Origin of the sequence: Marivirga lumbricoides, assembly GCF_014636295.1 — a bacterium.
In the GTDB taxonomy this organism is placed as follows: Bacteria; Bacteroidota; Bacteroidia; order Cytophagales; family Cyclobacteriaceae; genus Marivirga; species Marivirga lumbricoides.
This window is the reverse complement of the sequence record NZ_BMEC01000015.1, coordinates 68096-88471: the sequence shown is the minus strand read 5'-3', so window position 1 is coordinate 88471 and position 20376 is coordinate 68096. Positions and strand designations below refer to the sequence as shown.

The following is a 20376-nucleotide window of genomic DNA, read 5'->3' as shown; positions in this document are numbered from 1 at the left end:
ATATAAAATTGTTTTCACAGAGAGTATAAACGACTAAATTGCATGATTCATATAATTTTACTGTTGAGACTGATCGATATTATGTAAATTTGCTCAAAATAAATAAAATTAACCTTGCGCATAAGAAAAACAATGTCTAATTGGCTCACTACACGTTACCAAATGGTAGTGAGAAACGAAGAAAACCTCGCGGAAGTCTCTTCTTTTAACTTTACCTATGCAAAGGTAATAGTTATAAGTTTATTGCTCTTCATTTTACTTTTTATTGCTGGTCTTTTTCTTGCTCAAACCGTACTTTCTCAATGGTTTGATCCCAGGCATCAAACAATGGAGTATAACCGTCAGCTTTTAACACTTACTACAGAGTTGGACTCCTTAAAAGGAAAGCTTCGTGCTCAGGATAGATTTATTAATAATTTTCAAAACATTTTGAACGGAGATGTCCCTTCTGGTTCTGTATACAAAACGCCAGATAATATTAATGCTGAAGGTCTTAACAGGGATATGAACCCTGCTAAAATCTCTGAAGGAGACTCATTAATAAGAGAGGAATTTGAACAGATTGAGGTTTCTCTAACAAGCTACAACAGAAATAATTATTCGGAAGAGCTGAAAGATATTTTCTTTTTTACCCCTTTGCAGGGAATAGTAAGTTCCCCTTACGATTTATCAATTGATCATTACGGGGTAGATATTGTTGCAAAAAATAATGAGCCGGTAAAATCTATTGCCGATGGCACCGTTATACTTTCATCCTGGACACAGGAAGGTGGCTATGTAATTGCCGTACAGCATAGAGCAAATTTAATCTCCGTAATAAGACATAATTCTGCTTTATTAAAAAAAGTTGGTAATTTCGTGAATGCAGGAGAGGTAATTTCAATAATTGGTAATTCCGGGGAACTAACTTCAGGTCCTCATGTTCATTTAGAACTATGGTACAATGGTAACCCGGTAGACCCTGAGGAATTTATAACATTTTAAAAAAAGGGAAACGAGATGTTTAATAAGAAACAAGACAAAATAATGGCACAGGATATAACTAGTTCAAGTAATACTGTTGGAAAAGGGACTACAATAAATGGAGATATCGAAACTTTCGGCAATATACGTATTGATGGAAAGGTGATGGGAAATATTAAAACCAAATCTAAATTAGTACTAGGGAGCACTTCTCATATTGAGGGAAATGTACTCTCACAGAATGCTGAAATTGAAGGAGAAGTAAAAGGAATTGTGGAAATTACTGAGCTTTTAGTATTAAAGCCTTCTGCAGTTGTGCATGGTGATATTATTACTAATAAAATGATTGTGGAGTCAGGTGCTACTTTTAACGGGTCATGTAAAATGGGAGTATCAACAAAAACTATTAAAATAGGAGAAGAAGCAGTTAAGGATAGCAATGGCCAAGCAACCCCAAAAATCAAAGAAGCAAAAGCAGTTTGATTCTTATATAAAATATTCCGGTCTCGCATTTCAAATGCTGGCCACGATCGGCATTTTTGTTTTTATAGGATATAAACTAGACGAGTGGTACGATAAGACCACACCTGTAAACCTCATTATATTTTCTTTAATAGGTATTGGAGTTTCTCTTTACCAGGTGATAAGAGAATTTGTTTGAACAATTTCAATGCGTTGAAAAAAATACTATTAGAATTTTTAAAGCTTCTGCTAATTGCCATAGTACAGATTAGTCTGATTTTTATTTTCTCAAGTACAGAATCATTAGCTTTTTTAGTGCATGAGTCAGCCTATTTAATGGTTGGCTTTCTTTTTGTCTCCATGAGTTTTATACATTTTGTTAATGGTATAGCTTTTAGATTGGAGCCTCACAAAAGAGGGGGGCAGCTTTTTGCAGCTATAATAATGAGGCTATTAATGTCATTAGTGTTTGTGCTGATAATGGTTTACTTTGGTATAGAGCACAAGGTAACTTTTGCTCTCAATTTTTTTGTATTGTATTTATCATATATGTTGTTTGAAATCAAAGGTGTAATGACTAACTTGCGCGAAATTTCAGCAACAACTGATAAAGCATTCAAAAATGATTAAAAACAACCATTTTAGGTTTATATCCTTGGGATTTATTTTTTTATTTTCGTTTTTATTTATCGAAAACGTTAACGCTTCAGGAAGCGAAGGGGATTTTAATGCTAATGAGATGATTATGCATCACATTGCTGATTCACATGAGTTTCATTTGTGGGGTGAAGGACAGGAAAGCTTATCTATTCCTCTTCCTGTAATTCTATGGACTGAAAATGGTCTTGATATATTCATGTCGGGTAAATTTCATCATGGTGAAGAAACGGTTACAACGGATAAAGGTTCTTATGAGTTAATTCATGATAAAATTTATTATGCAGGTACTTATTCAGAAGAAGCGCACACTGGTGAACAACCGCTGGATTTTTCAATTACCAAGAACGTATTTACTTTAATTCTTTCTTCTATATTAATATGTCTCATATTTATTACTGTTGCAAAAGGTTATAAGAAAAGGCCAGGTGCTCCAAAAGGTCTTCAGTCATTAATGGAGCCCTTGGTGATATTCGTGAGAGATGAAATTGCTATTCCTAATATTGGAGAAAAGAAGCACCATATATTTATGCCGTTTTTATTAACCGTATTCTTTTTTATATGGTTAAATAACTTAATAGGCTTAGTTCCTTTCTTTCCTGGTAGTGCCAACTTAAGTGGGAACGTTTCTTTTACAGGTACTTTAGCAGTTATTACACTGTTTGTGGTAAATTTCAGTGGTAATAAAGAATACTGGAAACATATTTTCTGGATGCCAGGTGTGCCTGTTCCGGTAAAAATTCTTTTAGCTCCTATAGAGCTGATAAGTGTGTTTGCCAAGCCTTTCGCTCTGGCAGTTCGTTTGTTTGCAAACATTACGGCAGGGCATATTGTAGTATTATCATTAATCGCATTAATTTTTATCTTAGGTTCATATGCAGCTTCTTTAGTAGCGGTGCCATTAGCATTATTCATTAACATTCTTGAATTGTTAGTAGCATTTTTACAGGCGTTTGTATTTACCTTACTGGCAGCATTGTTCATTGGCCAGGCAGTAGCAGAACATGAACATCATTAATTTAGGATTCGCATTTTCAATGTTTAATTAAATATAAATAAAAATGACAGGAACGTTAGCAGCAATCGGAGCAGGTCTTGCAGTAATAGGTGCAGGATATGGTATTGGTAAAATTGGTAGTTCAGCAATGGAATCAATAGCCAGACAGCCGGAAGCATCAGGTAAGATTCAGGGTGCAATGATTATTGCCGCAGCCTTAATAGAAGGTGTGGCTCTATTCGGCGTGGTAGTTGCCTTATTACAACAAGGTTAATTTGTATGATAATTAAAACCTGCAGCGCTAGGCTGCAGGTTTTTCAACACTCCAGAAAGTCATTTGTAAAAAAAGTTAAAGAAAATGGATTTAATAACCCCTTCAATAGGTCTTGTATTTTGGACAGGCCTTGTATTTTTGATTTTAATTATCATTTTACGTGCATTTGCATGGAAACCAATACTTTCTGCTTTAAAAGCACGTGAAGATAGCATTGAAGATGCCTTAAAGTCAGCTGAACTAGCCAAGCAGGAAATGGCCAAGCTTCAGGCGGATAATCAAAAGTTATTACAGGAGGCCAGAGCTGAGCGTGATAAGCTTTTGAAAGAGGCTACTGATGTAGCTACAAAAATTAAAGAAGAGGCTAAGGCTGACGCTTCGAAACAAACGGAGAAAATGATCGGTGATGCTAAGAAAGCAATTGAATTAGAGAAAAATGCTGCTTTAAGAGAAGTTACTGTTAAAGTTGCAGAGCTTTCACTTGAGATTGCCGAAAAAGTTTTGCGTAAAAATTTATCTGATGATAAAGAGCAAAAGGCTTTAGTAGATGATTATATAAAGGATTTAAAACTCAATTAATCTGATCTATGTCAGAATTTAGAATTGCTTCAAGGTACGCTAAATCGCTTTTGGATCTTTCAGTAGAGAGGAATACTCTTGATGAAACCAAAAATGATATGGATTTATTTTTAAAGGTAAGTGAGCAAAATAGAGACTTCGTCCTGTTACTGAAAAATCCTATTGTTAAAAGTGCGAAGAAAAGTGCTATTATCAAGGAGATTTTCTCAGGTAAAGTTTCTGATTTAAGTTTAGCCTTTTTCGATATCATAGCAAAAAAGGGAAGAGAATCTTACTTACTTGATATCACTCAGGCTTTTCAAACACTTTATAACAAGTATAAAGGGATTATGAAAGCCGAGGTTACAACCACCTTCCCTCTTACTGACAACTTACGTGATGAAGTTAAAAGACTTGTTAATGAGATTACTGGTAAAACTATAGATCTTAAGGAAAATATAGATAAAAGTATAATTGGCGGTTTTTTATTGAAAGTAGGTGACAGGCAGATAGATGATACGGTAAGCGCTAAATTGAGTGCTTTAAGAAGAGAATTGACAAAGAATCAATACATCAAACAGATATAAAATTAATTAACCTATAATAATATAATAATGGCAGAGGTTAGACCAGATGAGGTTTCGGCAATATTAAGAGAACAACTTTCCAGTTTCAAAACAGAGGCTGAATTAGAAGAAGTAGGCACCGTACTCCAAATTGGTGATGGTGTAGCTCGTATTTATGGCTTAACACAAGCACAAGCAGGTGAGTTATTGGAGTTTGAAACAGGATTACAAGCTTTGGTATTGAACCTTGAAGAAGATAATGTTGGAGCTGTATTGTTAGGTGAATCGAAAGGTATTAAAGAAGGCGATACTGTAAAACGTACAGGAAAAATTGCCTCTATCAAGGTTGGTGATAGTATTATGGGTAGAGTAGTTAATGCTCTAGGACGACCAATTGATGGAAAGGGCCCAATTGAAGGAGAACTTTTCGAGATGCCTTTGGAACGAAAAGCACCAGGTGTTATCTTCAGAGAGCCAGTAACTGAGCCTTTGCAGACCGGTATTAAACCAATTGATGCCATGATTCCTGTAGGAAGAGGTCAAAGAGAGTTGATCATTGGTGACCGTCAGACTGGTAAGACAGCTGTTGCTATTGATACCATTATTAATCAAAAAGAATTTTACGATGCAGGGAAACCTGTTTACTGTATTTATGTTGCTATCGGGCAAAAGGCTTCTACTGTAGCTCAAATTGTAGCTGAGTTAGAAAAAGCCGGAGCTATGGATTATACAACAATTGTCTCAGCATCGGCTGCTGATCCTGCTCCTTTGCAGTTCTACGCTCCTTTTGCAGGTGCTGCTATAGGTGAGTTTTTCAGAGATACCGGAAGGCCTGCTTTAGTGGTTTATGATGATTTATCTAAGCAAGCTGTGGCATACCGTGAGGTTTCCCTTCTTCTTAGAAGACCGCCGGGTCGTGAGGCTTATCCTGGGGATGTATTCTACTTACACTCTCGTTTGTTGGAAAGAGCCGCTAAAGTGATCAATGATGATAAGATTGCTAAAGATATGAATGACTTACCTGAGACTTTAAAAGATAAAGTAAAAGGTGGTGGATCATTAACTGCATTGCCAATTATTGAAACACAAGCTGGTGACGTTTCTGCCTATATTCCTACAAACGTGATTTCAATTACTGACGGACAGATTTTTCTTGATACTGACTTATTTAACTCTGGTATCAGGCCAGCTATTAACGTAGGTATTTCTGTATCTCGTGTAGGGGGTAATGCTCAGATTAAATCAATGAAGAAGGTTTCAGGTACACTGAAACTAGATCAGGCTCAGTTCCGTGAATTAGAGGCTTTCTCTAAATTTGGTTCTGACCTTGACCCTACAACAAAAAGAGTAATTGAAAGAGGTAAGCGTAACCAGGAAATTTTGAAGCAAGCACAATACTCTCCTGTTTCCGTGGAGCAGCAAGTGGCAATTATTATTGCCTCTACTAAAGGCTTTATTGATAAAGTTCCGGTAAATAAGGTGAAGCAATTTGAGAAGGAATTTGCCACCATGATGGAAGCACAGGAGCAAGAAACCTTAAACGCTTTTAAAGCAGGTAAGCTTTCAGATGAGCTTATTGCTAATGTTGAAAAAGTAGCTAAAGACTTAGCTTCTAAGTATTAAGTTAAAATTATGGGAGGAGTAGTTTTGCTACTCCTCCTTTTATGAATAGATTATTTATTGCCTTATTTTTTTAGGGAATAAAACTTACTCAAAGGCTGTATGGCAAATCTTAAGGAAGTAAAGAACAGAATTAATTCGGTAGTTTCTACACAACAAATAACCAAAGCCATGAAAATGGTGGCGGCAGCAAAGTTGAAAAGAGCGCAGGATAGAATTACTATGATGCGTCCATATTCTCAGAAATTATCGGCTATTTTGCAGAATGTAAGTGGAAGCGAAGATAGCAGTATGGAGAATCCGTATGGTGAGCATAGGCCGGTACAAAGAGTACTTATTGTACTGGTTACATCTGATAAAGGATTGTGTGGTGCTTTCAACAGCTTTGTAGTTCGTAAAGCCAGAAGCTTAATGGAAGGCAAATATGCTGATTTAGTAACTGCAGGGAATCTTGAATTCTTACCTGTAGGGAAGAAGGGTTTGGAATATATTAAAAGAAACAAGTTGCCATATAATGGTGAGTTTGTAAACCTTTTTAATCCCCTAAGCTTTGAAGACTCAAGCAGGGCTGCAAGATATATAATGGAGGCATTTAAAAAAGGCACTTACGATAAAGTAGAAATAATTTATAATGAATTTGTAAATGCAGCTACCCAGGTAGTGAATGTTGAACAGTTTCTACCAATTGAAAAAAGTGAAGAGGTTGATAAAAATCAGGCTTCTTCTGCAAATGACTACATCTACGAACCTTCAAAAACATATATAGAAGAGGAGTTAATACCTACTTCATTAAAAACGCAGTTTTTTAAGGCTTTGCTTGACTCTAATGCATCTGAGCATGGTGCAAGAATGACTGCAATGGATAAAGCAACAGAAAACGCTGGAGAGCTTCTGAAAGACTTAAGATTAACGTATAACAGAACTCGTCAGGCAGCAATTACTACAGAAATTCTTGAAATTACTGCAGGTGCAGAAGCTTTGGCAGCTAAGTAATTTTCAGACATAATATTTCAGTAAGCCTCATTTATTAATTAAGTGGGGCTTTTTTTATTTTGTGCTTGAAGTGAAGAATGCTTAGTGCTTCCAGTTAACTTCTTTCATGCTTTGCACGGCTCGCATAATATCTCTTTGACTTATCTGCCCGATAAGTTTTTCCTCTTTAATTACAGGAAATCTCCTGAAACGCATTCTTAAGAACATATTTGCCGCTTCAAAAATGTTTGTTTCCGGTGGAATAGAGATGATGTTGGTGGCCATATGATCCTTCACTAAGCCCGGCAGTTTCGGAGTATTATTATATTTCCCTCTTACTATTTCTTTAAGACAATCTCCTTCGGATATTATGCCAATGATTTCGTTGTCTTCATTACAAACTGGTCCACCAGAAATTTTATTTTTGAGTAGAAGCTCCATCACTTCATTTATCGGTTGGTACTCCTTAAACGTAATTAGTTTTGTAGCCATATAATCCGCAACAGTCACCGACTGGGGCTCCTCTATTTGTGTGCTCTTCATTGTGAATGCACCCTGATAACTTTTAACCATAGTTGAAAAAATTTTAAGTTTCTCTTAATATAGGAAAAAGTAAAACGGAATACAATTTAATGTACTACTAATCAAAGGATTACTTATTGTAGAGAGTAGTCAACCTTCCTGATATTTCAAATTTTTCAAAATCAAAGTGTTTGCAAATCCATTCAAATGTATCGTTCTGGTAGAAAAACACATGAGTAGGGTCATTTTTGTAGTACCACTCTGCGAAGTCGATTTCACCTTTAAAAAGGTCAGTCATGATGAATAAGCTTCCTTTGGGATGCAGTAGTTTTTTAAGTAATTTAAATTCTTTGGCCGGCTGATGGAAATGCTCTGCTACTTCGCAACAAGCAATAAAATGATATTTTTCATTTAGTACTTCAGGTCTGTAATCAAAAAATGGGTCATAGGTGTTTATTTGATACCCCTTTTCTCTGAGAACTTCAGTAATCACAGGGCCTGATCCGCAGCCAAAATCAAGCCCTAGATGACTATCCCTGAATGACGCCTGTACAGCACCTGTAATAGGACTAACAAATTTTCTGTAGCGTGGGTCAGTAGTGTCATTATTATGAGCTTGATAGCGCTCTTCTTCAGTCTCAGCATCTAAAAGGTAAGATGAGTCGACAAATATACCTTTGCAGGTGGGGCATTTAAAAAACCTGGACGTTTCGGATTGATGAAATAATTTGCTTTTGCTATCACATAACCTGCAAATTGCCTGCTTGTCAAATGAATCTTGTGTTTTCATCAATTCAAGTACTATTTTTTACATCTATAATAATAAGTATCGCGATAATGAAGTTAATTGATATTAAATTAGCCTTTTTCAGAAGTGCTATCAGGCAGATCTCTTAGCTGATAGAACTCATATTCTCTAACGATTCTTGCAGCAATTTCATATTCTGAAGCTTTTGATATAAAGGAATTATCTAAATTCAGGTATTCCATAAAATCTGTGAGCTGATCATCTTTTAAACCAGTTAAGGATTCCACCAATTCTCTGTTATACTTATAAGAGTTACTAATGCTATTGCTTTGTGAGGCTACTACTTCGTAATATTTCACCTTTTCTTTATAGCTTTTGTTCAGCTTTTTTGTGATGAAAGAAACAGGCTTGTTAATAATATACCCGAGGCTGTTCGTCACATTCTTATCATAATTTGCAGGGATTTTGCCCATTGGTTTCCCGGGCGTCACTCCGTAAGGCAGGAAGTTGCCATTATCTTGCATGGGCATATCAATAATTCTTTTTTTGAAAGCTTTTTGTGTTGCAGGCATATTAGTCACTACCACTTCATCAAGTTGTATATCTGCGGGCGTTAGCCATATTTCTACTTCTCTTGAAGAGCCCACAGTAAGTTGCTTTGTATTAAAGCTGATGTTACTAATTACTAACGTGTCGCCACTGCTAGCTTCAATTGTAAAAACTCCAAGCCCTGAGGATATGGCCATTTGATTTTTAGTGGTGTTGATAATGTGGGCTCCTTCTATTACGGTATTGTCTTGTTTTGAAAATAATGTTCCTGTTAACTGTGCTTTTAATAAACCATTGCAGAAAATAGTAAAAATTAATAATAGTAATATTTTTCTCATGCTTGCGATCGTAATTCCTTTAGTAGTTATTATTCTGATACTTTAAGTTAGTTAAATTAAATAATATCGCTTCAAAATCCTCACTTATTCTTCCACGCCATATGAAAACGGATTTTTCACTATGGTTAGTATGGTTGTATTATTATTTAATAATTGTAACTACAGCCATCAGTAGTAAGAGGTATTAACCTTGTAGCATGTAGAATTAAGAATTAGAATTATATGAAATTTTATTCCGAAGATCTGTCAAGCAATCGCGAATCAATGCTTTTACTCGCTCTTGCTCCTAAGTCCTTCAGCTTCTCAGTTTTTCTGATAAGATTGTCTTTCCCATCAGCTAATTTTTTCATAGCATCTGTATAACTATTTTGGGTAGTGTTCAAATTGTTTCCTATTTTGAGCAAATCCTCAGAGAAATTAACAAATTTATCGTACAGTTTCCCTGCCTGAACAGCTATGTCTATTGCATTTCTATTTTGCAAATCCTGCTTCCAGATATAAGAAATGGTTCGCAGAGTAGCCATTAATGTGCTGGTGGATACCAATACAATATTCCTGTTAAGTGCTTTTTCATATAAATTAGCATCTTCTTTTAATGCCATCATAAGAGCTGGTTCATTAGCAATAAACATAAGAATGAAATCCGGTTGATTAATTTCGTAAAGGTTTTGATAATTCTTGTCGCCCAGTAGTTTGATGTGCTGATTGATACTTTCCAGGTGACTTTTGAGGTGTTTAGCCTTATTGAGTTCATCTGTTGCTCCGAAATAATTACTGTATGCAGTTAAGGATACCTTTGAATCGAGCACAAGGTACTTTTCATCTGGCATTTTTATGATGTAATCCAGTCTTTGATTAGCGCCTACCTCATTTTTGTAGTTTTTTTCTTTTTCGTAATGCGTACCTTTTTGTAAACCTACTTTTTCAAAAATAGCTTCCAATTGCATTTCTCCCCAATTTCCTTGTGCTTTGGAGTCTCCTTTAAGTGCTTTTGTAAGGTTTTCAGCTTCTTTGGTAATTTGCAGGTTTAGTTCTTTTAGCGAGGTAATCTGCTCCTTTAAAGCACTGTTCCACAAAAGATTTTCTTTACTGCTTTTTTCTGCCCTCTCTTCAAATTTTTCGATTCTCTCCTTCAGTGGATTGAGTAATTCTCCTAAATTTGATTTATTCTGATCAGTGAACTTTTTACTTTTCTCTTCAAATATTTCCTGGGCCAGGTTTTTAAATTCATTTCTGAATTGCGCATGTATGTCTGCTATTTCAACCTTCTGTTCCTCCAGTTTTTGCCTCAGGTTTTTATAATGTGCCTCAATAGTAGATAGTTCCTTATTAAGCTGGATGTTTTTATTTCGCTCAAGTTGAAGTTCCTTTCTACCGGTGATCAGGTCAGCTCTTAAATTTTCTCTGTCATTTTTTAGCAGACTAATTTGAGTAGAATGGTTCTGGTTTTCTTTCTTTAATGCCTCAAAGTTGACGCTGCTTCTATTGTGTATAGCAAAATAGGCTATCACTGATCCTATTAATAAACCTGATATAAGCCAGAGAATTTCCATGGTAAAATACTTTTATTTGAATTCAGCAGCCAGTTTGTAACCAAACTCTTTTGAAGTATCCTTTGGCTTTAAAGTGAGCAGGTACATTTTGGTTTTGGCAGGTACTTCAAATTGGTGAGGCAGTGACTTTGTACTTTCCATATTAGTGATGGTAATTATTAATTTCCCACTCATTTTTTTGTTAAATCCGTTGTCAACATAAATGAGGGTAAAGTCATCTAAGCTTTCAGAGGTGATCTTAATGTTGTCCTTTAAACCCGATTTTTCTAATTTCTGCTCATAAAGCTTTTCATTAAAATTTGATGTTTCCTGAACATCAAAAGCCGGTTTTCCTTGATGAAATGCATAATAGGTCTTTCCTTCAGTAGGTATAATCGATTTGCCATCATAGTTAAGAAACTTTACAGGTAGTGTCAGCGTCTGAAAATCTCTGTTGTAAGTAACCATAAAATGTAAGTGGGGCCCGGAACTGTAACCTGTATTTCCACTAATTCCTATCTTATCTCCAGCCTTTACTGTTTCACCCACGTGAACCAAGCTTCCGTTCTTTTGTAAATGGACGTAGCTTGCAATTGTTCCATCCTCATGATAGATACGTATGTAATTCCCGTCTTTTTCAAACTTCGGGTTATTTCCACCTGTATTAGAATCTTCTTTTACTTCAATTACTAAACCTTCTCTTGCAGCATGCACAGCCTCACCTTCTTCTAAATTAAAATCTATTGCATTTAAACCCTGATGTGTTCCTGAGCCGTTATTTCCCTGAGCTACTCGTTCCTTTTTACCATGGCGGTAAGGAAACCAATAAGCGAAATCTGTGTCAGGTTGTTGGCCTGGTTTTCCTACTGTAAATATATAATTAAAGTTGTAAGAAGAGGCAGACCCTTCTTTAACTCTGCGTAAACGTAAGATTTCAACCTTATTACTTTTAGCGGGAGCTAAAGCAATGTAGCTTTTCAAGTCTTTATCAGGCTGTAGGTTTTTTAGTTCTTCAAAATTTAACTTTACTGAATATGGAACCAGAGCAGTATTATCGGCATAAAAAATGTATCCGTTATCACTTTTTTCCTGGTATATTTTTAAGTCGTCATTTTGAGCTGAAGCATCGGTATGAATAAATAAATATACTAGTGTTAAAAGAATTAAGTTTATTTTCATCTTTATAGGGTTGTTTGCTGTTCAGTAAAGTTAAAAATAAGAAAAATGATTCCTTCCTTTAAGTTAAAAACCTGTTAAGAAGCAGGGTTTAAATTGAGGCTAAGAAAATAGTTAAAATCGAATTACTTTTCTGAGCTCTTTTTCTTTGATAGAGGCAGATAGTAGCTGATATTCACTGAAGGAACCTGGTTTGTAGAAACTGCTGGGTTTTCCGCAGTTATAGGATTTCTTGGAAGAATATTAGCAAAACCGGTTTTAAAGCTACCTTCCAATTGAATAATACCGAAAGGAAACTCATAGGATACACCACCTCCCATGGTCAAACCAAAATCTCCTCTATTGTCTGTGTCAATATTGTACTGAAGTACCACCCTATCAAGATCCTGATCAGTTTGTATAGTTCTTTCGGTGCTGATGGCATATGCCACATACAATCCTGCATCAATGTTGAACTTCAAATTGCTTTTTCCTAATGCAATATGCATGTAAATAGGCACTTCAAGATAGTTGATGTCTGTTCTGACAGCATTGGTTTGTATTGTGCCGGTTTGGTCAAAAGTATTTTGTTGCCAGCCTTTTGCGGAGTAAGCAATTTCAGCTTGCACCCCCACTACGGGATGGTGCATATATCTATAGGTGAGGCTAAAGTATGGAGTAGTATTAATGCCGGTGCTAAACCTGTAATCCGTAACGAAGTCAGTAAAATTGACAAATGGAATATTCACTCCGCCTTTTACACCAATGTAAGACTGAGCGCGTAAATCGGGTATGCAGAGTATAAATAAAAACAGGATGAAAATGATCCTTTTCTTTTTCATACTCTATTAACTTATATTGTAATTAAAAATTATGATTCGCTTTCAGATTCTTTATCTGTATTTCTTTTGTCAATAAATATAATAGCGTTTACTAATCCTACAAGACCTGCTAAAATCCAAAAGAAAGTATTTGCTCCTTCAGTTACCGGAATATCAAAAAACATAATTTCTAAATTTAAATGTGGTTACAAAAATAAGTTAAGGTTTGCTTACTAGCAAATAAAGCAAATATTTACTTTACCTGCTTATCTTTTTCTAAATCGAACAGGTTATTTAACACATCAATTAATGTCTCAGCCTCTCCTCTTTTACAAGCTGCTTTTAGTTGTAAAACAGGAAGCTTTATGATTTTTTGCATCATGCTTTTGGTTACTTTTTCTACCAATTCACTTTCAGCGGAACCATTAATTTCCTTTAAATATCTCGCCAACTCTTCCTGACGAATCTGCTCAAGTGCATTTTTAAGGTTATTGATGGTGGGGGAAACAATCATTTCCTTCGACCAATCATTAAATTCCTCAATAGCTTCTGCAATAATTTGCTGCACTTGCGGAATTGCTTTTGTTCTTTTTTCTAAAGCCTGATCTGCTTTGCTTTTTATGCTATCTACATTGTATACAATAGCAGCAGGGTTTTCTTCTACATCAATTCCTACACTTCTCGGTACAGAAAGATCAATAAAGTATTTAAAGCTCAAAATATCCAGCTCGTCAACTTTATCTTTTGTGAAAATTGGTTCTTCCGTACCTACAGAGGAAATAATTACATCTGCCTCATCTACTGCTTCCCAAAGCTGCTCGAATGACTGCACCTGGAAATTACATTCAGCGGCAAGCTGTTCTGCTTTACTTTGGGTTCTGTTGGTGATTTTAACAGACATGCTCTGCTGACCAATCAAGTTTCTGCAAACATCTTCTCCAATTTCGCCAACACCTACTACTAAAATTCTGGGAGAGTTTATTTCTGAGGTAAGTGTTTTAACTAGCTCAGTGGCAGCATAAGAAATAGAAGCTGCGCCATCCCTAAAAGATGTTTCCTGCACCACTCTTTTATTCGAGAAGAATATGGTGTGCATCAATCTATGTAAAAAAGGACCCGCCAGCTGCAAATCAGCAGAGGCCTGATAGGCTCTTTTTACCTGATTTGAAATTTGTATGTCTCCAACCACCTGAGCTTCCAGACCCATGGATACATAAAATAAATGCTGAATGGCCTGCTCATGCTCATTAATCTTATCGAAAAAAGGTTTTATATGATCTAAATTACTGATCCCTTTTTCAATACCAATGAGTTTTATAATGTCTTCAGAAAGATCATTTTCGCTCAGATAATATACTTCTGTTCGGTTGCAGGTAGATAATACCATTACATCCGTGGCAGAAGTAAACTCTTTAAAATAATGAAGTAATCTTCCAACGGCTTCCTCACTAAGGGAAACCTGCTCCCTGATTTGAATAGGGGCGTTTTTAAAAGATAAACTTAAAGCTTTAAAATCCTGATACATATCTAAAATTACAGAATGCAAAATTAATAGTTAACTACTAAGAAAAGAAGCAGATGTAACACGTTTGTCTTATTTATCATCTGTCTAAATAGTGTTAGATATTTAGTTGTATTTTAACCAGTGCTTTAACAAGCATCACATCTATTAAATTCCACCTATTCAATCTCTTTGAGTAGAAAAAATTACATGACATGATGGCTATTATTCTGGGGTGATGGTTTGCCCGCAAATAGAAGATGTATAATTTTTTTGATTCAATTATTTCACGAAATTTGTGCAAAATTTACACTATGCAGACAGAAACTTTATTAATTATAGGTGCCGGAGGGCAATTAGGGACTGAATTGACAGCTGAATTGAGGTCTGTTTATGGAAGTGCCAATGTAATTGCTTCTGATATTCAGCCCCCTAAGCCTGAGCAGTTGGAAGAAGGCCCTTTCGAGCAACTGGATGCAATGGATGCTCAAAGGTTAGCTGCTATTATTGATCAATATAAAGTTACTCAAGTGTATTTATTGGCCGCTATACTTTCCGCTAAGGGTGAGCAAAACCCAAAGTTCGCCTGGGATTTGAACATGAAGAGTCTTTTAAATGTATTGGATATTGCAAAAGAAAAAAAGCTTTCGAGAGTATATTGGCCTAGTTCAATAGCGGTTTTTGGTCCTAATTCACCAGTAGATAATACTCCTCAGGACTGTGTAATGGATCCTAACACTGTGTATGGTATTAGTAAATTAGCAGGTGAGAGATGGTGTGAGTACTACTTTCATAAATACAATGTAGACGTTAGAAGTTTAAGATACCCCGGATTAATAGGCTATAAAACTTTGCCAGGTGGCGGTACTACAGATTATGCGGTAGATATTTTTCATAAAGCATTGAAAAATGAAACTTTCGAATGCTTCTTAAAAGAAGACTCTTATTTACCGATGATGTATATGCCGGATGCTATTAAAGCCACTATTGATTTAATGCATGCTCCATCTGAAAAACTTTCTGTGCGTTCCAGTTACAATGTAGGAGCCATAAGCTTTAGCCCTAAAGAAATTTTTGAAGCTATTAAGAAGCATCAACCCTCATTTCAGATCAGTTATAATCCTGACTATAGACAAAAAATAGCAGATACCTGGCCTAACAGTGTAGACGATAGCAGAGCCAGGGAAGATTGGGGTTGGAAACCAAAATACTTGTTGGATGGTATGGTAGAAGATATATTGGAAAATCTTCCTGTCTATCACTCCATATGATGTTGAATTTAGCAGGGGGCTAATTAAGTGTATTTTAAACTTTCTGTCTGTTTTGCGTTTTATTATCATAGTTGATAAGAAGTTTCTTTCATCATTAAGAAGAAAATATGCAATCACATTATGATGTTGTTATAATAGGAGCAGGTCCTATTGGCTTAGCCTGTGGAATAAAAGCACAGGAAGCAGGTTTGTCTCATATAATAATTGATAAAGGCACGCTGGTCAATTCCATCTATAATTATCCTTACGGAATGACCTTTTTTAGTACATCCGAAAAGCTGGAAATTGGTGGAGTCCCATTTATTTCACATAATCCAAAGCCTACAAGAATGGAGGCTCTTGAGTACTACAGAAGGGTTACTACCTCCAAAAAGTTAAACACTTCTCTTTACAATGAAGTAAAAGGTGTGGAAAAAACTGTGGATGGATTTATCGTAGAAACGAAAAAACAAACCATCCATGCAAATCAGGTTATTTTAGCAACAGGATTTTACGATTTGCCTCATCTGTTAGGTATACCGGGAGAAGACCTCCCGATGGTTACTCACTATTACAAGGAGCCTCACCCATATTTCGACCAGCGCGTTACAATTATTGGAGCAGCCAATTCAGCTGTTGATGCAGCGCTAGAATGTTATAGAAAGGGTGCCAGTGAGGTAACCATGGTTATTAGAGAAAATGAAATCAGAAACACTGTAAAATATTGGGTAAAGCCTGATATTGAAAACAGAATAAAAGAGGGTAGTATCAATGCTTATTTTGAAAGTAGTCTCACTGCAATCAGGGAAGGTGAAATTGATATAACTACTCCTGAAGGAAGCTTGACAATTGAGACAGATTTTGTTTTGGCCATGACCGGCTATGAACCAGATTATAGCTTTATTAGAAGTATGGGAATCAAAATCAATGATGAATATCCTCAGGCGCCAGTCTATAACCCTGAATCAATGGAAACCAATATTGAGGGTATATATCTTGCAGGCGTAATTTGTGGAGGTTTGGAAACTAATAAATGGTTTATTGAAAACAGCCGGGTGCATGCGGATATGATTGTAGATCATATAAAGGCCAAGTCTCTAAAAATAGTTTAATCTGGTAGCTTATAGGCATTTAATTATTTTATCCTTCATAGTTTCATATAGAAGATTTTGAGTAATTTTAGGGATTAAATGAATATCCTTTATATCCATCAATATTTCAAAACACCTGATGAAGGTGGAGCCAACCGCTCTTATTACATGGCTAAAGCCCTAGTAAAGCAAGGTCATAGGGTGACAATGCTTACTTCACACAATGAGAGTTTCAAAAAAACAAAGTCTATTGAAGGGATTGAGGTAGTTTATCTTCCTGTAAATTATTCTAACTTCTTTGGGTTTTATAAACGTATACTTTCTTTTCTGAAGTTTGTGAAGCTAAGCAAAAATTTTCTTCGGAAAAGCAATTCATACGATAAGTGTATCGCAACAAGTACGCCCTTAACTGTAGGCTTGGTGGCCTTATGGCTAAAGAGGAAATTTGAAATTCCCTATATTTTTGAGGTGAGAGATTTATGGCCCGAGGCACCTATCCAAATGGGTGTTATTAAGGATCCGCTTTTGAAATGTACACTCAGAAAGCTGGAATCCAGGATTTATAAAAAAGCTGAACGGATTATTGCGCTTTCTCCTGGAATGCGTAATCATATTGAAAAGATAGTCTCTGATGTTCCTGTGGATTTGATTCCTAACATGGCAGATTGCAAGTTTTTTGAAAAAGTAGAGACTAAGAATGAAAATCTAGTGGTGCAATTGGGTGTAAAAGATAAGTTTGTGATCTCCTATTTTGGTGCTGTGGGGCCCGTAAATGATTTAATGAGCCTTATTCATTGCGCAGAAATTTCTCTGGATCTACCCATCAGGTTTTTAATAATGGGAGAAGGAAACGGACTGCTAGCCTTAAAAAAGTATGTGCAAAATAAACAATTGAATAACGTATTTTTCATTCCTTATGGAAACAAGGAGGAGGTAAAAGATGTATTGAATGTCACTGATGCCTGTTACGTTTCTTTTTTGCATAAACCAGTGCTCAGAACCAATTCACCTAACAAATTTTTTGACGCTATAGCTTCGGGTAAACTCATTATAACCAATATTCAGGGTTGGATCAGAGGATTAGTTGAAAAAAAGCATATTGGCATTTTTGCCGATTCAGACTTTCCTGCAGAGTTTAAAGAGAAAATACAGCCCTTCCTTGATTCCCCGCAGCTTTTAAAGCAATATCAGTCTACTGCACGATTTGTTGCGGAACAATTTTTCTCCCGTGAGGAATTGACCAGTCATTTTGTTCAGGTAGTAGAAGGAAAAAGCATTAAACAACAGGCGTCTGTTCGTTCTATCTTTAGTTTAAGCGCCTAAAATTGCTGTAGGAATTCGATTACTAGCTTTTGAATGCTGTTGTAACCATATAGGCTTAAGCCCTCTGCAGTGTCATCAATGTCATGATATGCCTGTCGCCCTCCCAAAGTATAGATGAAAATGGCCGGAACCCCTGCCTGATCAAAAAGGCAATGATCACTGTTGCAAGCTTCTCCTCTTGCTTTTATTTCAGGGATGCTTTCAGGCTTCAATGCTTTGAGCTTTTCAAAGACTTTCGAATGTTTCTTCGCATTTACCACCATTATTCCTTCCTCGCCTGTTCCCAGCAAGTCCAGGTTGATTAGTAGCTTTATTTTTCTGAGGTCTACTAATGGATTTTGCACAAAAAAGTAACTTCCGAGCAAACCAATTTCTTCAGCAGTGGTGAAAAGAAAATAGGTGTCAAACTTAGGAGGGTTATCAGCAAAATGCTCCGCAAGTGTTATCAACATGGCTACTCCCGAGGCATTGTCATGAGCTCCCGGAAATATTGCTTCATCTCCCATTTTTCCCAGGTGATCGTAATGAGCAGTAAACAGAATCATTGAATCGCTGCGCGAACCGGATACTTTAGCAAAAATATTTGAAGAACTAAACTGCTCTTCAAATTGAGTTTGCCATTTGGCTGTTATTGAGTTTTCCTTAAGCTCAGCTCTTAAGTAAACTACTGCGTTTTTACTTTGAAAATTAGCCGGAAACCAGGTAAGCTTTCCGCTGTCTAAGACCAAGAGTAAAGACTTCTTGAAGTTTTTACTTTTCAAAAAGTTGTTAACCAATTCATTAACAGCAGCAGCATTTTCAGCAGTTTTTTTAATACTGTAGACTTTCCCGGATTTCACCTTCTCTAGTGAGGTGAAAGAGTCTAATGCATTAACTTCCTGGTTTTTTAGAGAAATACTGCCTGAGGCAGGGTGAATGAGGAAATCACTTCCAGGCTGATATAAGTTTTCACTCTTTTTTTCTTTAGCCGCAAGCATGATTTCTTTTGGAAAAGTATTTACCGGATAGCTGAGTGTCTGCCGGGTACTGGATATGCCGTAGGAGAAAAGTTTGTTTGATATAAATTGAGCAGCTTTTTCTTGCCCCTTTGCCACATACCCTCTCCCGGCCAGAGAATCTGAAGCCAATACCTCAATTATTTGCTTTGCCTTTTTATCTTGTGAAAAAGCATGAATTGTTAAGCTTGCTAAAATAATTGTAAGTATAATTCGCATCAGAGGCAATTGATTAGTTGTGAATTACTTATTTCAATATTTTTGTTATTTGCTTTTCGGTATACCTGACAGGCTTCTAATTCCTTTTCCATTTCAAGATAACAATTTATTAGGTATTGATAAGCTTTTTCTTTTTGTGGTTCGAAAAAGATTACCCATTCTAACAATTTAGAGGCTTCAGCATAATCTCTTTTTTGAAAATACAATTCGGCCGCTCCAAAATAAATCTTTTTATAAGTAGTAGGTGTTCTTTCAGCAGAAACCAGCAATCGGTAAGCCTCGCCATAAATCTCTTTAAACTGTTGCTTGATGGTTAATAACCCCATCTCATAATATTTCAGCGCCAGTTCTTTATCCTTCATATCCTCTTTGTATATTTTGGCAAGTAGTTCCATCATTTCCAAACGCTTGAAATCCTGGTTCATCAGGTTGTTTAAAATAAATACTGCATTAGCCGATTGACCAATTTGCCGGTAACAATTAGCAGTCCGGTAGAGCATTTCCACATCCTGCCTCCCAGTATATTCCATGTAGAAGAGGTAGCCCCAAAGTGCATCCTGATAGGCTTTGTTTTTGTAATCAATGTCTGCCTGTTGTTGCCTGAAGTTTAAATAATTGATCTCGTAAGACTTAAGTTGTGTAACAGTTTGTGAGGAAGACTTAATGTCAGAAATGTATAAAAGTGCTGCTTTTATTTTACCTGCATAATAAAGGCTGTCTGCATATTGAATCTGATTATTGAAATTCTCAACTACTTTTTCCAGCTTATGAGCCTGGTAAAATTCAAAAATTGTAACGCTAACATAGATTATAAAAGCAACTGCTCCCACCATTGCTATGGCATAAAGCGTTCCTTTTCTTTCCATTTCAGGACTAATGTGTTTTTTCTTAGGACGATAACTATAAGTTTGGCGAGGCTTATTCCAAGGCTGCTCCTTTCTTTTTTGATAGTTCTGAGAAGCAAATTTTGCTCTTCTTAGCCTTTCGCTAGCTAGTTGGTGATCGTGCTGAAACCTATAATCGCTGTTGGAGAGCATTTTGTAAGCTACAGAAATTAACTTAAAATGTTCCTCTGCTGCTGGGGACGGGTTGATATCAGGGTGATATTTTTTAGCCAGGCTTTTATAGGCAGATTTAATTTCTGCCAACGTAGCAGTTTCACTCACTCCTAATATTTGATAGTAATTATTCAAAATGAAAAAAAATTGACTTCTCTTAAACAAACTTAGCAATTATTTATTGCTAATATTGATTGATAATCTG

Annotated in this window: 23 protein-coding genes; 13 read left to right on the top strand and 10 right to left on the bottom strand. The window is 36.1% G+C overall.

All coding sequences use genetic code 11. The annotated features are described in order from the left end of the window. Positions 1-132: 132 nt before the first annotated feature. The 10 genes from IEV85_RS20820 (at position 133) to atpG (ending at position 7090) form a co-directional block, all read left to right on the top strand. A complete protein-coding gene (locus IEV85_RS20820; protein WP_229712677.1) occupies positions 133-984 on the top strand; it encodes a M23 family metallopeptidase in 852 nt (283 codons plus the stop codon). Positions 985-999: 15 nt separating this feature from the next. After that, complete coding sequence (locus tag IEV85_RS20815) at positions 1000-1446, top strand: bactofilin family protein (RefSeq protein WP_188467199.1); 447 nt, start codon at positions 1000-1002, stop codon at positions 1444-1446. Then, positions 1403-1624 carry an AtpZ/AtpI family protein gene (locus tag IEV85_RS20810; RefSeq protein ID WP_188467198.1) on the top strand — a complete coding sequence of 74 codons (222 nt, stop codon included), beginning with the start codon at positions 1403-1405 and terminating at the stop codon, positions 1622-1624. Before IEV85_RS20815 ends, IEV85_RS20810 begins: the two co-directional genes overlap by 44 nt. A gap of 14 nt (positions 1625-1638) precedes the next feature. After that, the gene (locus tag IEV85_RS20805) at positions 1639-2055 is read left to right on the top strand and encodes a hypothetical protein (RefSeq protein ID WP_188467197.1); all 417 of its coding nucleotides are present in this window, start codon (positions 1639-1641) and stop codon (positions 2053-2055) included. Then, a complete protein-coding gene (atpB, locus tag IEV85_RS20800) occupies positions 2048-3100 on the top strand; it encodes a F0F1 ATP synthase subunit A (RefSeq protein WP_188467196.1) in 1053 nt (350 codons plus the stop codon). Before IEV85_RS20805 ends, atpB begins: the two co-directional genes overlap by 8 nt. Before the next feature lie 43 nt (positions 3101-3143). Then, positions 3144-3353: an ATP synthase F0 subunit C gene (atpE, locus tag IEV85_RS20795; RefSeq protein WP_188467195.1), complete on the top strand. Its 210-nt coding sequence runs from the start codon at positions 3144-3146 to the stop codon at positions 3351-3353. 84 nt (positions 3354-3437) lie between these two features. Beyond that, positions 3438-3932: a F0F1 ATP synthase subunit B gene (locus tag IEV85_RS20790; RefSeq protein ID WP_188467194.1), complete on the top strand. Its 495-nt coding sequence runs from the start codon at positions 3438-3440 to the stop codon at positions 3930-3932. Positions 3933-3940: 8 nt separating this feature from the next. Continuing rightward, positions 3941-4498 carry an ATP synthase F1 subunit delta gene (gene atpH, locus IEV85_RS20785; protein WP_188467193.1) on the top strand — a complete coding sequence of 186 codons (558 nt, stop codon included), beginning with the start codon at positions 3941-3943 and terminating at the stop codon, positions 4496-4498. A gap of 27 nt (positions 4499-4525) precedes the next feature. After that, positions 4526-6100, top strand: a complete 1575-nt coding sequence (gene atpA, locus IEV85_RS20780) for a F0F1 ATP synthase subunit alpha (protein WP_188467192.1) — start codon at positions 4526-4528, stop codon at positions 6098-6100. A gap of 99 nt (positions 6101-6199) precedes the next feature. Next, positions 6200-7090: an ATP synthase F1 subunit gamma gene (gene atpG, locus IEV85_RS20775; RefSeq protein ID WP_188467191.1), complete on the top strand. Its 891-nt coding sequence runs from the start codon at positions 6200-6202 to the stop codon at positions 7088-7090. A gap of 81 nt (positions 7091-7171) precedes the next feature. On the opposite strand, the gene IEV85_RS20770 is transcribed toward atpG, so the two are convergent. The 8 genes from IEV85_RS20770 to hemA all read right to left on the bottom strand — a co-directional run bounded on the left by IEV85_RS20770 (position 7172) and on the right by hemA (position 14259). Further along, positions 7172-7642: a CBS domain-containing protein gene (locus IEV85_RS20770; protein WP_188467189.1), complete on the bottom strand. Its 471-nt coding sequence runs from the start codon at positions 7640-7642 to the stop codon at positions 7172-7174. A gap of 79 nt (positions 7643-7721) precedes the next feature. After that, positions 7722-8381, bottom strand: a complete 660-nt coding sequence (locus tag IEV85_RS20765) for a class I SAM-dependent methyltransferase (protein ID WP_188467187.1) — start codon at positions 8379-8381, stop codon at positions 7722-7724. Between the two features lie 68 nt (positions 8382-8449). After that, on the bottom strand, positions 8450-9226 hold the full coding sequence (locus IEV85_RS20760) for a carboxypeptidase-like regulatory domain-containing protein (RefSeq protein WP_188467185.1): 777 nt from the start codon (positions 9224-9226) through the stop codon (positions 8450-8452). Between the two features lie 230 nt (positions 9227-9456). After that, positions 9457-10779 (bottom strand): DNA recombination protein RmuC, encoded by a 1323-nt coding sequence (locus IEV85_RS20755; RefSeq protein WP_188467183.1) that lies wholly within the window; start codon positions 10777-10779, stop codon positions 9457-9459. A 12-nt stretch (positions 10780-10791) separates the two neighbouring features. Further along, entirely contained in the window at positions 10792-11937 is a 1146-nt protein-coding gene (locus IEV85_RS20750) for a M23 family metallopeptidase (RefSeq protein ID WP_188467181.1), read from the bottom strand. Positions 11938-12059: 122 nt separating this feature from the next. Further along, positions 12060-12755 (bottom strand): porin family protein, encoded by a 696-nt coding sequence (locus IEV85_RS20745; protein WP_188467179.1) that lies wholly within the window; start codon positions 12753-12755, stop codon positions 12060-12062. Positions 12756-12784: 29 nt separating this feature from the next. Further along, complete coding sequence (locus IEV85_RS25125) at positions 12785-12919, bottom strand: hypothetical protein (protein ID WP_262892161.1); 135 nt, start codon at positions 12917-12919, stop codon at positions 12785-12787. Positions 12920-12987: 68 nt separating this feature from the next. Beyond that, the gene (gene hemA / locus IEV85_RS20740) at positions 12988-14259 is read right to left on the bottom strand and encodes a glutamyl-tRNA reductase (protein ID WP_188467253.1); all 1272 of its coding nucleotides are present in this window, start codon (positions 14257-14259) and stop codon (positions 12988-12990) included. 290 nt (positions 14260-14549) lie between these two features. Here hemA and IEV85_RS20735 point away from each other — a divergent pair, with 290 nt between their 5' ends. The 3 genes from IEV85_RS20735 (at position 14550) to IEV85_RS20725 (ending at position 17899) form a co-directional block, all read left to right on the top strand. Then, a complete protein-coding gene (locus tag IEV85_RS20735; protein WP_188467177.1) occupies positions 14550-15506 on the top strand; it encodes an NAD-dependent epimerase/dehydratase family protein in 957 nt (318 codons plus the stop codon). Positions 15507-15613: 107 nt separating this feature from the next. Beyond that, a complete protein-coding gene (locus IEV85_RS20730) occupies positions 15614-16597 on the top strand; it encodes a YpdA family putative bacillithiol disulfide reductase (RefSeq protein WP_188467175.1) in 984 nt (327 codons plus the stop codon). 78 nt (positions 16598-16675) lie between these two features. Further along, the gene (locus tag IEV85_RS20725; RefSeq protein WP_188467173.1) at positions 16676-17899 is read left to right on the top strand and encodes a glycosyltransferase family 4 protein; all 1224 of its coding nucleotides are present in this window, start codon (positions 16676-16678) and stop codon (positions 17897-17899) included. On the opposite strand, the gene IEV85_RS20720 is transcribed toward IEV85_RS20725, so the two are convergent. Both IEV85_RS20720 and IEV85_RS20715 read right to left on the bottom strand, forming a co-directional pair. After that, entirely contained in the window at positions 17896-19113 is a 1218-nt protein-coding gene (locus IEV85_RS20720) for a M28 family metallopeptidase (protein WP_188467171.1), read from the bottom strand. The two genes, IEV85_RS20725 and IEV85_RS20720, sit on opposite strands and share 4 nt — an antisense overlap. Further along, the gene (locus tag IEV85_RS20715) at positions 19113-20306 is read right to left on the bottom strand and encodes a J domain-containing protein (RefSeq protein ID WP_229712676.1); all 1194 of its coding nucleotides are present in this window, start codon (positions 20304-20306) and stop codon (positions 19113-19115) included. Before IEV85_RS20715 ends, IEV85_RS20720 begins: the two co-directional genes overlap by 1 nt. Positions 20307-20376: the final 70 nt, after the last annotated feature.

Bases quoted from the DNA above. Each gene is read 5' to 3' on its own strand.
- IEV85_RS20820 (WP_229712677.1), top strand. From the start codon at position 133: ATGTCTAATTGGCTCACTACACGTTACCAAATGGTAGTGAGAAACGAA.
- IEV85_RS20815 (WP_188467199.1), top strand. From the start codon at position 1,000: ATGTTTAATAAGAAACAAGACAAAATAATGGCACAGGATATAACTAGT.
- IEV85_RS20810 (WP_188467198.1), top strand. From the start codon at position 1,403: ATGGCCAAGCAACCCCAAAAATCAAAGAAGCAAAAGCAGTTTGATTCT.
- atpB (WP_188467196.1), top strand. From the start codon at position 2,048: ATGATTAAAAACAACCATTTTAGGTTTATATCCTTGGGATTTATTTTT.
- atpE (WP_188467195.1), top strand. From the start codon at position 3,144: ATGACAGGAACGTTAGCAGCAATCGGAGCAGGTCTTGCAGTAATAGGT.
- IEV85_RS20790 (WP_188467194.1), top strand. From the start codon at position 3,438: ATGGATTTAATAACCCCTTCAATAGGTCTTGTATTTTGGACAGGCCTT.
- atpH (WP_188467193.1), top strand. From the start codon at position 3,941: ATGTCAGAATTTAGAATTGCTTCAAGGTACGCTAAATCGCTTTTGGAT.
- atpA (WP_188467192.1), top strand. From the start codon at position 4,526: ATGGCAGAGGTTAGACCAGATGAGGTTTCGGCAATATTAAGAGAACAA.
- atpG (WP_188467191.1), top strand. From the start codon at position 6,200: ATGGCAAATCTTAAGGAAGTAAAGAACAGAATTAATTCGGTAGTTTCT.
- IEV85_RS20770 (WP_188467189.1), bottom strand. From the start codon at position 7,642: ATGGTTAAAAGTTATCAGGGTGCATTCACAATGAAGAGCACACAAATA.
- IEV85_RS20765 (WP_188467187.1), bottom strand. From the start codon at position 8,381: ATGAAAACACAAGATTCATTTGACAAGCAGGCAATTTGCAGGTTATGT.
- IEV85_RS20760 (WP_188467185.1), bottom strand. From the start codon at position 9,226: ATGAGAAAAATATTACTATTATTAATTTTTACTATTTTCTGCAATGGT.
- IEV85_RS20755 (WP_188467183.1), bottom strand. From the start codon at position 10,779: ATGGAAATTCTCTGGCTTATATCAGGTTTATTAATAGGATCAGTGATA.
- IEV85_RS20750 (WP_188467181.1), bottom strand. From the start codon at position 11,937: ATGAAAATAAACTTAATTCTTTTAACACTAGTATATTTATTTATTCAT.
- IEV85_RS20745 (WP_188467179.1), bottom strand. From the start codon at position 12,755: ATGAAAAAGAAAAGGATCATTTTCATCCTGTTTTTATTTATACTCTGC.
- IEV85_RS25125 (WP_262892161.1), bottom strand. From the start codon at position 12,919: ATGTTTTTTGATATTCCGGTAACTGAAGGAGCAAATACTTTCTTTTGG.
- hemA (WP_188467253.1), bottom strand. From the start codon at position 14,259: ATGTATCAGGATTTTAAAGCTTTAAGTTTATCTTTTAAAAACGCCCCT.
- IEV85_RS20735 (WP_188467177.1), top strand. From the start codon at position 14,550: ATGCAGACAGAAACTTTATTAATTATAGGTGCCGGAGGGCAATTAGGG.
- IEV85_RS20730 (WP_188467175.1), top strand. From the start codon at position 15,614: ATGCAATCACATTATGATGTTGTTATAATAGGAGCAGGTCCTATTGGC.
- IEV85_RS20725 (WP_188467173.1), top strand. From the start codon at position 16,676: ATGAATATCCTTTATATCCATCAATATTTCAAAACACCTGATGAAGGT.
- IEV85_RS20720 (WP_188467171.1), bottom strand. From the start codon at position 19,113: ATGCGAATTATACTTACAATTATTTTAGCAAGCTTAACAATTCATGCT.